We start from the raw sequence: 13,150 nt of genomic DNA, 5'->3' as shown, positions 1-13,150 counted from the left end.
TTCATCATGCTCGTTCTCGGCATCGAAAGCTCCTGCGACGAAACCGGTCTCGCGCTCTACGACACGGAGCGCGGCCTGCTCGCGCACGCGCTGCATTCGCAGATTGCGATGCATCGCGAGTACGGCGGCGTCGTGCCGGAGCTTGCATCGCGCGACCACATCCGCCGTGCGCTGCCGCTGCTCGAAGAGGTGATGGAGCGCGCCAGCGTCGCGCGCGGTGACATCGACGCGATCGCCTACACACAAGGCCCTGGGCTCGCGGGCGCGCTGCTGGTCGGCGCGAGCGTCGCCAATTCGCTGGCGATGGCGTGGAACAAGCCGACCGTCGGCATTCACCATCTCGAAGGGCATTTGCTGTCGCCGCTGCTCGTCGACGAGCCGCCGCCGTTTCCGTTCGTCGCGCTGCTGGTGTCGGGCGGCCATACGCAACTGATGCGCGTGACGGATGTCGGCGTCTACGAGACGCTCGGCGAAACGCTCGACGACGCCGCCGGCGAAGCCTTCGACAAAACCGCCAAGCTGCTGGGCCTCGGCTATCCGGGCGGCCCGGAAGTCTCGCGCATGGCCGAGTTCGGCACCCCCGGCGCAGTCGTGCTGCCGCGCCCGATGCTGCATTCCGGCGACCTCGATTTCAGCTTCAGCGGCCTGAAGACCGCCGTGCTCACGCACGCAAACCGGCTGGGCGGCGCGAACATTTGCGAACAGGCCAAGGCCGATCTCGCGCGCGGTTTCGTTGATGCCGCCGTCGAAGTGCTGGCCGCGAAATCGCTCGCGGCGCTCAAGCGCACGAAGCTGAACCGGCTGGTGGTGGCGGGCGGCGTCGGCGCGAACCGGCAGTTGCGCGAAGCGCTGTCGGCCGCCGCGCAGAAGCGCAATTTTTACGTGCACTATCCCGACCTGTCGCTGTGCACGGACAATGGGGCGATGATCGCGCTGGCCGGCGCGCTGCGTCTGCAACGCTGGCCCGAACAGGCCGTCAACGACTATGCGTTCACCGTGAAGCCGCGGTGGGATCTGACGTCGCTCGCGCACTGAACCGGCACCGCAAGACGATAAAAAGCCGCTTTAAAGGCGGCTTTTTTATGGGTTCAATGCTTTTGCAACGAAACGGCGTAGACCGATGCAGAACGTATCAGGCGAGGCGCTTGTCCTGCTCGATCACCGCATAAGCGCTGTGATTGTGAATCGACTCGAAGTTTTCGGCTTCGAGCACATACGCGACGATGCGCTCGTCGGCATTCAGACGCTGGGCAACGTCGCGCACGAGGTCTTCGACGAACTTCGGATTTTCGTACGCGCGCTCGGTAACGAACTTCTCGTCCGGACGCTTGAGCAGACCCCACAGTTCGCACGACGCTTCTTCCTCGGCGATGCGGATCAACTCTTCGACAGCGACGTCGCCGATCAGCTCGGCATCGATCGTCACGTGCGAGCGCTGGTTGTGCGCGCCGTACTGCGAGATTTTCTTCGAGCACGGGCACAGGCTCGTGACCGGCACCAGCACCTTCAGAAACAGCCGCGTCGCGCCATGGCGGGTCTCGCCGGTCAGCGTAACTTCGTAGTCGAGCAGGCTCTGCACGCCCGACACCGGCGCGGTCTTGTTCACGAAGTACGGGAATGACACTTCGATGCGGCCCGCCTCGGCCTCGAGCTTGTCGAGCATGGCCGCGAGCATCGTGCGGAACGTGGCCGGTTCGAGCGGCGCCTTGTTCTCTTCGAGCAACGCGACGAAGCGCGACATGTGCGTGCCCTTCTGCTCGGCTGGCAGATGCACATCTAGATTCCACGTGCCGACCGTCGGCTGCACTTCATCGGCTTGCGTTCGAACCGTCAACGGATGACGCACGCCCTTCACCCCGACCCGCTGGATTGGAATCTGGCGCGTGTCGGGGGTGCTTTGCACGTCGGGCATCACGAAGGCGGGATTCATCTGATTCATTCTTTTGTCCTTTCTGGAAAGCGCCGGGCTGCGTCCAGGTCTCGCTGCATCGGCGACGATCGCGCAGCGAGCTCGAAGCGCCCAGCGGCCGTGCAGATCAGCGCGCGCAACGGCGAACGCCGGCTGCCGCCGGCGTTGGGTGACGGGCCGCAGGACCCGTCGGTTCAAACTGGAGATTGCCGAAGCCGCCGTCGCATGACGGCGGCATGAGTCGTACCCACGGCGGCACGACAGGCGACAGCGCTTTAAGCGACGCGCTTCACCGACGACTGACCGCCGACCGCGCCGCTTGCGAGGAAGCGTTCGCGGATCGACCGGGCAATACCCGCGGCGTCGAGACCACACGCGGCGAGCAGCTTGGCCGGGTCCCCATGATCGATGAACCGATCGGGGAGGCCCAATTGTAGTACGGGGCGCATAACCCCACTTGCGAGCAGGGCTTCGACGCAGGCCGAACCCGCGCCACCCATGATGCAGCCTTCCTCGACGGTGACGATCGCGTCGTGCGTCTCGCCCAGCTTGCGCACGAGTTCGGTGTCGAGCGGCTTCACGAAGCGCATGTTCGCCACGGTGGCGTCGAATTGCTCGGCCGCTGCGAGCGACGGCGCGACCATCGTGCCGAACGCGAGAATCGCGATGCGCTTGCCGGCCGGCGCCGACGTCTCGCGACGCACTTCGCCCTTGCCGAGCGGCAACGCGGCCATCTGCTTGACGGTCGCGACACCGGTACCCGCGCCGCGCGGGTAGCGCACAGCGGTGGGATGCGACTGCTGCAACGCGGTGTAGAGCATCTGACGGCACTCGTTTTCGTCCGACGGCGCCATCACGGTCATGTTCGGGATACAACGCATGAACGCGAGGTCGTACGCGCCCGCATGCGTCGCGCCGTCCGCACCGACGAGACCCGCGCGATCGATGGCGAAAACCACCGGCAGGTTTTGCAGCGCGATGTCGTGAATCAATTGGTCATACGCGCGTTGCAGGAAGGTCGAATAGATTGCGACGACCGGCTTCATGCCGTCCGCGGCGAGGCCGCCCGCGAACGTCACCGCGTGCTGCTCGGCGATACCGACGTCGAAGTAACGATCCGGGAAGCGCTTTTCGAACTCGACCATGCCCGAGCCTTCACGCATCGCCGGTGTAATGCCGACCACGCGCGAGTCGAGCTCGGCCGCATCGCACAGCCATTCGCCGAACACCTGCGTGTAGGTCTTCTTCGACGGCGTCGCGGCCGGCTTGATGCCCTCGGCCGGATTGAACTTGCCCGGGCCGTGGTAAAGCACCGGATCGGCCTCGGCCAGCTTGTAGCCCTGGCCTTTCTTCGTGACCACGTGCAGGAATTGCGGCCCGCGCAGTTCCTTGATGTTTTGCAGCGTCGGAATCAGCGAATCGAGATCGTGACCGTCGATCGGCCCGATGTAGTTGAAGCCGAACTCCTCGAACAGCGTGGCCGGCACGATCATGCCCTTCGCGTGCTCCTCGAGCTTGCGCGCGAGATCGAGCACCGGCGGCGCGACGCGCAGCACGCGCTCGACGCCCGCGCGCGCGGCCGCATAGAAGCGCCCCGACATCAGACGCGCAAGATGGCGATTGAGCGCGCCGACCGGCGGCGAGATCGACATGTCGTTGTCGTTGAGGATCACGAGCAGCGGCACGTCGTCTTCGACGCCCGCGTTGTTCATGGCCTCGAAGGCCATGCCGGCCGTCATCGCGCCGTCGCCGATCACGGCGATACCCATGCGGTTGTCACCCTGCAGCTTGCTCGCGATCGCCATGCCGAGCGCGGCCGAAATCGACGTGCTCGAGTGCGCCGTGCCGAAAGTGTCGTATTCCGATTCGTCGCGTTTCGGGAAGCCCGAGATGCCGCCCAACTGACGCAGCGTGTGCATCTGGTCGCGACGACCGGTCAGGATCTTGTGCGGATAGGTCTGATGGCCTACGTCCCAGACGATCCGGTCGTGCGGCGTATCGAACACGTAATGCAGCGCGATGGTCAACTCGACCGTGCCGAGGTTGGACGAGAGATGGCCGCCCGTCTGCGATACGCTGTCGAGCACAAAGGCGCGCAACTCGTCGGCAAGCGGCTGCAATTGACGGCGATCGAGGCGGCGCAGGGCTGCCGGGTCGTCGATGGTTTTCAGCAAGTCGTACATCGTCGTTCCATTGTAGGAAAACTTACGCGCCCGCACTTCATACATGCACCCCGGGGGATGGAGGGTGCGCGGCGGCGGGCTTTCGCGTTCAGCTGACCCGGTTCACCACCAGGTCGGCCAGTTCGGCAAGACGCTGTGCGCGAGCGCCGAACGGTGCAAGCGCGGCGTGAGCGTCGCTGCGCAGTTGCGCCGCGAGCGCGCGCGACGCGTCGAGCCCGATAATCGACACGTAGGTCGGCTTGCCGTCCTTCGCGTCCTTGCCGGCGGTCTTGCCGAGCGTTGCGGAGTCGGTCGTGACGTCGAGAATGTCGTCGACGACCTGAAACGCGAGACCGACCGCGGCGGCGTAGGCATCGAGCGAAGCCAGAGCCTGCGCGTCTGGCGTCTCGCCGGCTAGTGCGCCCATGCGCACGGCCGCGCGCAGCAACGCGCCGGTCTTCATGCGATGCATGGTCTCGAGCTGCGAGCGGGTCAGCGTGTGACCGACGCTCGCCAGATCGATGGCCTGACCGCCGCACATGCCGATCGAGCCGCTGGCGAGCGCGAGTTCGCGCACGAGCGAGGCCTGCTGCGGCTGGCCCAATACGTCGGACGTGAGCACGACGAATGCCTGCGATTGCAAAGCGTCGCCGACCAAAAGCGCGGTCGCTTCGTCATACTTGACGTGGACCGTCGGCTTGCCGCGGCGCAGTTCGTCGTCGTCCATGCAGGGCATGTCGTCGTGCACGAGCGAGTAGACGTGGATCATTTCCAGCGCCGCCGCCGCCGCATCGAGGCATTCGGCGCGCGCGCCGGTCAGCTCGCCGGCCGCGTGGCACAGGAGCGGCCGCACCCGCTTGCCGCCACCGAGCACCGCATAGCGCATCGCCTCGTGCAGCTTGGCGGGTTCGGTCGTCTCGGCCGGCAGATAGTTTTCCAGAGCCGTTTCGACACGTTCGAGCACCGAGCGCGTCCATTGTTCGAATGTCATAGGTCGTCCCCGCTCTCAGTCGCGGCTGTGCCTGCGGTATTCATGGGCAGAGGCTTGAGGGTCTCACCATCGAGGACCCGCACCTGCTGCTCGACCTTTTCGAGCTGCTGTTGACAGAATGCGACAAGTGCCGCCCCGCGACGGTACGCGGCCAGCGATTCCTCGAGGCTCAGGCTGCCGCCTTCCATGCGCGCGACGAGCTCTTCCAGCTCCGTCTGCGCTGCCTCGTAATTCTCCGGCAGCGGCGCGCTATCGCCGCTTTCGGCTGGCGCGGCGGCGGAATCGTTCGATGCGGTCTTCGCCATGAATAGTCGCAAAATTAAAACAAGTCGGACATTCTACGGCAAAAGCGACATTTTCGATCCGCTCGAAGGCCTGCGCCCCGCCTTGCCACGTTGCTTCGAGCCTGTCCGATGCCCACCTTTGCCCCGCTTCGACCCTGAAGTCTCGCAGAAAAAAAGCTCGAGGTCTGCGGCGAAAATGCCGAACTTTCTTGACATTTTTAACCCAAATCAGGGACTTAAGTGTCCCTGTCACAGGGAAACGGGTATAATCGCGGGCTCCCTAAATCGAATCTTCGATGGTTGGGTTGTTCACTGCTTTCACGTCTTCATCGGGAGTGGGAATGTCCAATCTGAGCAATGCATTGCAGTTGCGGTCTGTTCACAGCCAGCTGCCAGTCACGGCTTACTTTGACGAAGCGCTTCTTACGCGCGAAATCGACACCCTTTTCAAGAAAGGTCCTCGCTACATCGGCCACGATCTCATGGTGCCCGAAGCGGGGGATTATTTTGCCTTGCCCAGCGAACGCGAGGGGCGGGTACTCGTCCGTAACCAGCAGTCGCAAGTCGAATTGCTGTCGAACGTGTGCCGCCACCGGCAAGCCATCATGCTCAACGGCCGCGGGCAGACGCAGAACATCGTCTGTCCGCTGCATCGCTGGACGTACGACCTGAAGGGCGAGCTGCTCGGCGCGCCCCATTTTGCCGACAACCCGTGCCTGAATCTCGGCGCCACGCCGCTGCAGAACTGGCAGGGTCTGTTGTTCGAGGCACAAGGTCGCAACGTCGCGAAAGATCTCGCACGCCTCGGCACCAAGCGCCACTTCGACTTCTCGGGCTTCATGTTCGATCACGTGGAAGTCCACGAGTGCAACTACAACTGGAAGACCTTCATCGAGGTCTATCTGGAGGACTATCACGTCGCGCCGTTCCATCCGGGCCTCGGCAGCTTCGTCAATTGCGATGATCTGACGTGGGAGTTCGGCGACTGGTACAGCGTGCAGACGGTCGGCGTGCACAAGGCGCTCGAGCAACCGGGAAGCCCGACGTATCGCAAGTGGCACGATGAAGTGCTGCGCTTTCGCGACGGCAATCCGCCCGAGTTCGGCGCGATCTGGATGGTGTACTACCCGGGCATCATGATCGAGTGGTATCCGCACGTGCTGGTTGTGTCATGGCTGATTCCGCGCGGTCCGCAGAAGACCACCAACGTGGTGGAGTTCTATTACCCCGAGGAAATCGCGCTGTTCGAGCGCGATTTCGTCGAAGCCGAGCGCGCCGCCTATATGGAGACGGCCCGTGAAGACGACGAGATCGCCGAGCGCATGGACGCTGGCCGTCTCGCGCTGATGGAGCGAGGCGAATCGCAGGTCGGTCCGTATCAGAGCCCGATGGAAGACGGCATGCAGCACTTCCACGAGTTTCTGCGGCGCGAACTCGGCACGATCTGATCCGCGCCGCGTGGCGCATTCATCGACTCAAGGAAAGACGGGCTTCGACCCGTCTTTTTTTGTTTAGACTAACAACATAGACCGGCGATTGCGCCAGCCGCGTGAACGACGCGGCCCGCAGCCGCCATCGCCCGTATCGAGGAGACGCTCATGCCCCACACTCATTACACCACCCTGATCTCCGCGACCAATCTTGCCGAGCTGCTCACGGCCGCGCCGGGCAGCGTGTTCGTGATCGACTGCCGGTTCGACCTCGCCGATACCGACGCCGGGGAGAAAGCCTGGCTGGCCGGCCATCTGCCGGGCGCGCACTATCTGCATCTCGATCGCGATCTATCCGGGCCGAAGAACGGCTCGAACGGCCGGCATCCGCTGCCCGATCGCGCGCGGCTCGTCGAAACGCTCGAGTCGCGAGGGCTGAAGCAAGGTCAACAGGTCGTCGCATACGACGCGCAAGGCGGCATGTACGCGGCGCGCGTCTGGTGGCTGTTGCGCTGGCTCGGCCACGACGCGGTCGCGCTGCTCGACGGCGGCCTGCAGGCATGGGAAGCGGCCGGCCAGCCGCTGACGCAGGCCGTGCCCCCCCAGAACACCGGCGACTTCAAGGCGGCCGCGCCGCTCGCGGTGACCATCGATAGCCAGGCGGTCGAGCGCAACCTCGTCTCGAAGGAGCGGGTCGTCGTCGATGCGCGCGCGCCCGATCGCTATCGCGGCGAAAACGAGACGCTCGACCGCGTCGGCGGCCATATCCCGGGCGCGCTGAACCGCTTCTTCAAGGACAACCTGACCGCCGACGGCCGCTTCAAGCCGGCACACACTCTGCGCGAGGAATTCCATGCGCTGCTCGGCGACACGTCGCCGGAGCACGTGGTGCTGCAATGCGGCTCGGGCGTAACCGCCTGCGTGAATTCGCTCGCGATGGAGGTTGCCGGCCTGCATGGCTCGGCGTTGTACCCGGGCTCATGGAGCGAGTGGAGTTCCGATCCGAAACGGCCGGTGGCGACCGGGGCGAACCCCTGAGCACTTGCCTCGGCGAGTCGTGACCAGACAAAAAGGCCGTTGCCGCTTCGAAGCGGCAACGGCCTTTTTTCATCGGATTTATCGCTAGCCAAACAAACACATGAGGGCTTCAGGCAACCCCATGTTGCTTGAACCACACGAGCGTGCGACGCCAGCCATCCTCGGCATCGGCCTTCTTGTAGCTCGGACGGTAATCGGCGAAAAACGCGTGACCTGCGTCGTCGTAAACGACGAACTGCGAGCCGCGTCCCGCTTGCGGCCCTTGCGCGACCGCCTGCTTCATCTGCTCGAGCGTGTCCTGCGGAATGCTTTGATCCTGGCGCCCATACAGGCCGAGTACGGGCGCATGCAGGTCGGCGACGAGATCGAGCGGATTGGCAGGCGTCATCGCATTCTTCGCGCCAGTCACGCGACCATACCAGGCAACGCCCGCCTTCACGCGCGGATTGTGCTCGGCATACAGCCACGAGATGCGCCCGCCCCAGCAAAAGCCGTTGACGCCGAGCCGGTTCAGGTCGCCGCCGTTCTCGCCGGCCCACGCGGCGGCCGCGTCGAGGTCGGCCAGCACCTGCTCGTCGGGCACTTTGCTGACCAACTGCTCGTTGAGTTGCTGCATGCTCGGGTAAGCGGTCGGGTCGCCCTCGCGCTCGTACAGGTTCGGCGCGATCGCCAGATAGCCCTGCTTCGCGAAGCGCCGGCACACGTCGGCGATATGCTCGTGGACGCCGAAGATTTCATGCACGACGAGGATCACCGGCAGATGCGTCTTGCCCTTCGGCTGCGCGCGATAGGCCGGTATCAGCGTACTGCCCGAATGGAACGCCACTTCCCCTGCTTCGAGGCCGTCGCTGTCGGTATGGATGGTCTGCGCCGAGACGGGCAGCACCGCTGCCGCGAAACCAGTGCCGAGCGCCGCCTTCATGAAGGTGCGCCGATCGAAGGGAACGTGCGGAATCAGACAATCAACTTCAGGCTTCAGCATGGGGCGCTCCTCGAAGAATTGTTAGAGGCAACAGGATACGCCTTGCGCGCATCCCGTTGCAGATTCAACTGAGGAGATTGTCCGCATGCGCCGATGCAGTCAGTGCAGCTTGACGCGCGGCAGCGTGGTACGGCGCAACCAATGCGCAAAGGTGTCCAGTACCATGCGCGGATAGCCGTGCAGCGCCGCGATATGCAGCCGGTACAGCGACATGTACATGAAGCGCGCGAACAGCCCTTCGATCAGCATATTGCCGCCGATCACCCCGCCCATCAGATTGCCGACCGCGCTGAAGTGTCCGAGCGAGACCAGCGAGCCGAAGTCGCGATAAGTGAACTCCGGTAGCGGCCTGTTCTCGAGGCGCGCCGCCAGTCCCTTCATCAGAAAGCTCGCCTGCTGATGCGCGGCCTGCGCGCGCGGGGGCACGTTGCGCTCGTTGCCCGGCCACTCGCAGGCCGCGCAGTCGCCGAGCGCGAAGATGTTGTCGTCGATCTCGGTTTGCAGCGTACGGCGCACGATCAGCTGACCGAGCCGGTTGACCGGCAAGCCGTCGAGTTGAGTGAGCACCGCCGGCGCCTTGATGCCCGCCGCCCACACGGTCAGATCGGCTCGCACCGTGTGACCGCTGGCGGTGCGGATGTAGCCCGGCGCAACCTCGGCCACGGTCTCGCCGATCATCAGCTTCACGCCGAGCTTGGTCAGCAATTCGGCGGTGGCCGTGGAAACGCGTTCCTGCAACGCGGGCAGGATGCGTGGGCCCGCCTCGATCAGCACGATGCCGACGTCATGCCGCGGATCGAGCTTGTGCAAGCCGTACGCGGACAACACCTGGGCGGTATTGCGCAATTCCGCCGATAACTCGACCCCCGTCGCGCCGCCGCCGACGATCGCCACCTGAATGCGCGGCTCGCTGGACGTCCACGTGCCGGGTCCCGGTCGCGACTCGACGGGCTCGTGCGCGTGATGTTCGGCGCGCATGCACGCCGCGATCAGGCGCTTGCGGAAACGCTCCGCCTCGCTAACCGTATCCAGTGCAATCGAGAATTCGGCCGCTCCCTTGACGCCGAAGAAGGCCGTGGTACTGCCGATCGCGATGACCAGCGTATCGTACTCGAGCACGCGTTCGGGCAGCAGTTCAGCGCCGTCGTCATCGAGCACGGTGCCGAGCGTAATGCGCCGGTTCGCGCGGTCGAGCGCGATCAGATCGCCCTGCTGGAACTCGAAGCCATGCCAGCGCGCCTGCGCCGCGTAAGGGAGCTCCTGCGTGAACGGGTCCATGCTGCCCGCCGCCACCTCGTGCAGCAGCGGCTTCCAGATATGCGTCGGAAAGCGATCGACCAGCGTGACCTGGGCCTGCGCGCTGCGCCCTTTCTTGCCGGCCCCATAGCGATCGCCAAGACGCGTCGCCAGTTCCAGCCCTCCCGCACCTCCGCCAACGACGATAAATCGATGCATTGCACTTCTCCGTGTAGCCGATGAATTATCTGTCGCGACGCGGCGCATGGATGCGCCGTCCTGAATCGATTGTCCTCGACCCGGCTGGGAAGTCACAAGTGGCCAATACTCATGTGTGACATGCGCACGACGTTATCGTGCGGGTGTCACGGGCATGTCAATGCGCCTCCTCCCAGTTCAGCCCCGCGCCAACTTCGGCGACCAGCGGCACCTTCAGCGCGGCGACGCCGCACATCAGTTCTGGCAGATGCTTGCGGACTTCGGATAGCTCAGCGTCTGGCACTTCGAGAATCAGTTCGTCGTGCACCTGCATGATCATGCGCGTGCCGATCTTCGAGTCTTCGATCCAGTTCTGCACGGCGATCATCGACATCTTGATCAGGTCGGCAGCGGTGCCCTGCATCGGCGCGTTGATCGCGGCCCGCTCCGCGGCCTGACGGCGCGGACCGTTGCCGCCGTTGATCTCGGGCAGCCACAGTCGGCGGCCGAACACCGTTTCGACGTAGCCCTTCGCCTTCGCGCTCAAGCGCGTCTCGTCCATATAGCGAGCGACACCGGGATAGCGCGCGAAATAGCGGTCGATATACATCTTCGCCGCATCGCGCGTGATGCCGAGATTCGACGCGAGGCCGAACGCGCTCATGCCGTAGATGAGACCAAAGTTGATGACCTTCGCGACGCGCCGCTGATCGCTCGACACTTCGAGCGGCGTCACGTTGAAGATTTCCGATGCCGTGGCGCGGTGAATGTCTTCGCCCTGCGAGAAAGCGCGCATCAGCGATTCGTCGCCGGAGATGTGCGCCATGATGCGCAATTCGATCTGCGAGTAATCGGCGGATACGAGCTTGTGACCCGGCGGCGCGATGAACGCTTCGCGGATGCGCCGGCCTTCGACGGTACGCACCGGAATGTTCTGCAGGTTCGGATCGTTCGACGCGAGCCGCCCCGTCACCGCGACGGCCTGCGCGTAGTTCGTATGCACGCGGCCGGTTTGCGGATTGACCATGCGCGGCAGCTTGTCGGTATAGGTCGACTTCAGCTTCGACAAGCCGCGATGTTCGAGCAGGATCTTCGGCAGTGGGTAGTCTTCGGCGAGCTTCTGGAGCACTTCTTCGTCGGTGGACGGCGCGCCGCTCGGCGTCTTCTTGATGACCGGCAGTTCGAGCTTCTCGAAGAAAATCTGCCCGATCTGCTTCGGCGAGCCGAGGTTGAATTCACCGCCGGCCAGTTCGTATGCCTTGCCTTCGAGCTCGATCAGACGCGTGGCGATCTCGCTGCTCTGCTGACGCAGCTTCTCCGCGTCGATCAGCACGCCGGTGCGCTCCATCTTGCGCAGCACGCGCGAAGTCGGTACTTCGATCTCGCGATACACGTGGTCGAGCGACTTCTCCGCGGCGATTTGCGGATACAAGGCCTGATGCAAACGCAGCGTGATGTCTGCGTCTTCGGCCGCATATTCGGCGGCTTTGTCGAGCGCGACTTCGTCGAAGCCGATCTGCTGCGCGCCCTTGCCCGCGACATCTTCATACTTGATCGTCTTCACGCCGAGATGACGCAGCGCGAGGCTGTCCATGTCGTGCGTGCGATGCGATTCGAGCACGTACGATTCGAGCAGCGTGTCATGCTCGACGCCGCGCATTTCGATGCCGTAATTCGCGAGCACCTGTTCGTCGTACTTCAGATGCTGGCCGACCTTCTTGTGGTCCGCGCTTTCGAGCCACGGCTTGAGCTTCGCGAGCACTTCGTCGAGCGGCAGCTGCACCGGCGCGTCGGGGCCGCGATGCGCGAGCGGCACATACGCCGCGCGGCCTGCTTCCACCGACAGCGACAAGCCGACGATCCGCGCGATCATCGGGTCGAGCGACGTGGTTTCGGAATCGAACGAAGTCATTTCGGCCGCATTGATCTTGTCCAGCCACGCGTCGAGCTGCTCCCATGTTTGCACGGTCTCGTAGTGGCGCTCGTGATCGACGGACAACGCGGGCGGCACGTCGGTTTCCGGACCTTCGACCGCGTCGGCAATCTCGACTTCGCGCAGCCACGTCTTGAAGCCGTGGCGCGTGAACAAATCTCGCAACTCTTCGCGCGACTCGGGTAGGCTCGGCAAGCTTTCTTCGATCGACACGATGTGCCCGGTCAGATCGCAATGACGCTCGACTGTGACGAGCTTGCGCGCCATCGGCAAGAAGTCCAACGCACGGCGCAGATTATCGCCGACCGCGCCCTTGATCTCGCTCGCATGCTCGACGATGCCATCCAGCGACTCATACTGCGTCAGCCATTTGACCGCGGTTTTCGGACCGCATTTCTCGACGCCCGGCACGTTGTCGACGGTATCGCCGATCAGCGACAGATAGTCGATGATGCGCTCCGGCGGCACACCGAACTTCGCGACCACGCCGTCGCGGTCGAGCGTTTCGTTGGTCATCGTATTGACAAGCGTAACGCGGTTCGACACGAGCTGCGCGAGGTCTTTATCACCGGTCGACACGACCACGTTCATGCCGAGCTTTTCCGCCTCGGTGCACAGCGTGCCGATCACGTCGTCCGCTTCGACACGATCGATCATCAGCAGCGGCCAGCCGAGCGCACGCACCGCGACGTGAATCGGCTCGATCTGACGGGCAAGATCTTCCGGCATCGATGGACGGTTCGCCTTGTACTCCGGATACCAGTCGTCGCGAAACGTTTTGCCCTTGGCGTCGAACACGCACGCGCTATACTCTGCTGTGACTTCCTTGCGCATGCGCCGCAGCATGTTGATCATCCCGTAGAGCGCACCCGTCGGGCCACCCTCGGGGCCGCGCAGATCAGGCATCGCATGGTAGGCCCGGTACAGATAACTCGAACCGTCGACCAACAGCAGGGTCTTACCTTCAAGGCTTCGTTCTTCAGGCAT

Annotated in this window: 10 protein-coding genes; 3 read left to right on the top strand and 7 right to left on the bottom strand. The window is 64.0% G+C overall.

Translation table 11 applies throughout. The annotated features are described in order from the left end of the window. Window positions 1-6: 6 nt before the first annotated feature. Window positions 7-1,035 (top strand): tRNA (adenosine(37)-N6)-threonylcarbamoyltransferase complex transferase subunit TsaD, encoded by a 1,029-nt coding sequence (tsaD, locus tag G5S42_RS13755; protein ID WP_176107230.1) that lies wholly within the window; start codon window positions 7-9, stop codon window positions 1,033-1,035. A gap of 97 nt (window positions 1,036-1,132) precedes the next feature. Here tsaD and folE2 read toward each other — a convergent pair whose 3' ends face one another. The 4 genes from folE2 to G5S42_RS13735 all read right to left on the bottom strand — a co-directional run bounded on the left by folE2 (window position 1,133) and on the right by G5S42_RS13735 (window position 5,367). Continuing rightward, window positions 1,133-1,939 (bottom strand): GTP cyclohydrolase FolE2, encoded by an 807-nt coding sequence (gene folE2 / locus G5S42_RS13750; RefSeq protein ID WP_176107229.1) that lies wholly within the window; start codon window positions 1,937-1,939, stop codon window positions 1,133-1,135. Window positions 1,940-2,184: 245 nt separating this feature from the next. Further along, window positions 2,185-4,092, bottom strand: coding sequence for a 1-deoxy-D-xylulose-5-phosphate synthase (gene dxs / locus G5S42_RS13745; protein WP_176107228.1), 1,908 nt, complete (start codon window positions 4,090-4,092; stop codon window positions 2,185-2,187). An 88-nt stretch (window positions 4,093-4,180) separates the two neighbouring features. Beyond that, window positions 4,181-5,062: a polyprenyl synthetase family protein gene (locus G5S42_RS13740; RefSeq protein WP_176107227.1), complete on the bottom strand. Its 882-nt coding sequence runs from the start codon at window positions 5,060-5,062 to the stop codon at window positions 4,181-4,183. Continuing rightward, window positions 5,059-5,367: an exodeoxyribonuclease VII small subunit gene (locus G5S42_RS13735; protein WP_090808406.1), complete on the bottom strand. Its 309-nt coding sequence runs from the start codon at window positions 5,365-5,367 to the stop codon at window positions 5,059-5,061. The genes G5S42_RS13740 and G5S42_RS13735 overlap by 4 nt, the downstream gene beginning before the upstream one ends. Before the next feature lie 320 nt (window positions 5,368-5,687). Between G5S42_RS13735 and G5S42_RS13730 the strand changes: the two genes are divergently transcribed. Together G5S42_RS13730 and G5S42_RS13725 are read left to right on the top strand one after the other, a co-directional pair. Continuing rightward, on the top strand, window positions 5,688-6,794 hold the full coding sequence (locus tag G5S42_RS13730; protein WP_176107226.1) for an aromatic ring-hydroxylating oxygenase subunit alpha: 1,107 nt from the start codon (window positions 5,688-5,690) through the stop codon (window positions 6,792-6,794). Window positions 6,795-6,944: 150 nt separating this feature from the next. Next, window positions 6,945-7,814, top strand: coding sequence for a sulfurtransferase (locus G5S42_RS13725; RefSeq protein WP_176107225.1), 870 nt, complete (start codon window positions 6,945-6,947; stop codon window positions 7,812-7,814). Window positions 7,815-7,923: 109 nt separating this feature from the next. Here G5S42_RS13725 and G5S42_RS13720 read toward each other — a convergent pair whose 3' ends face one another. The 3 genes from G5S42_RS13720 to polA all read right to left on the bottom strand — a co-directional run bounded on the left by G5S42_RS13720 (window position 7,924) and on the right by polA (window position 13,150). Continuing rightward, window positions 7,924-8,796 carry a dienelactone hydrolase family protein gene (locus tag G5S42_RS13720; protein WP_176107224.1) on the bottom strand — a complete coding sequence of 291 codons (873 nt, stop codon included), beginning with the start codon at window positions 8,794-8,796 and terminating at the stop codon, window positions 7,924-7,926. 99 nt (window positions 8,797-8,895) lie between these two features. Further along, window positions 8,896-10,251, bottom strand: a complete 1,356-nt coding sequence (locus G5S42_RS13715; RefSeq protein WP_176107223.1) for an NAD(P)/FAD-dependent oxidoreductase — start codon at window positions 10,249-10,251, stop codon at window positions 8,896-8,898. A 157-nt stretch (window positions 10,252-10,408) separates the two neighbouring features. Then, window positions 10,409-13,150, bottom strand: coding sequence for a DNA polymerase I (gene polA, locus G5S42_RS13710; protein WP_176107222.1), 2,742 nt, complete (start codon window positions 13,148-13,150; stop codon window positions 10,409-10,411).

It is taken from the genome of Paraburkholderia youngii (assembly GCF_013366925.1).
Lineage (GTDB): Bacteria > Pseudomonadota > Gammaproteobacteria > Burkholderiales > Burkholderiaceae > Paraburkholderia > Paraburkholderia youngii.
The sequence above is the reverse complement of the archived record's forward strand: the minus strand, read 5'-3'. Positions and strand labels throughout refer to the sequence as shown.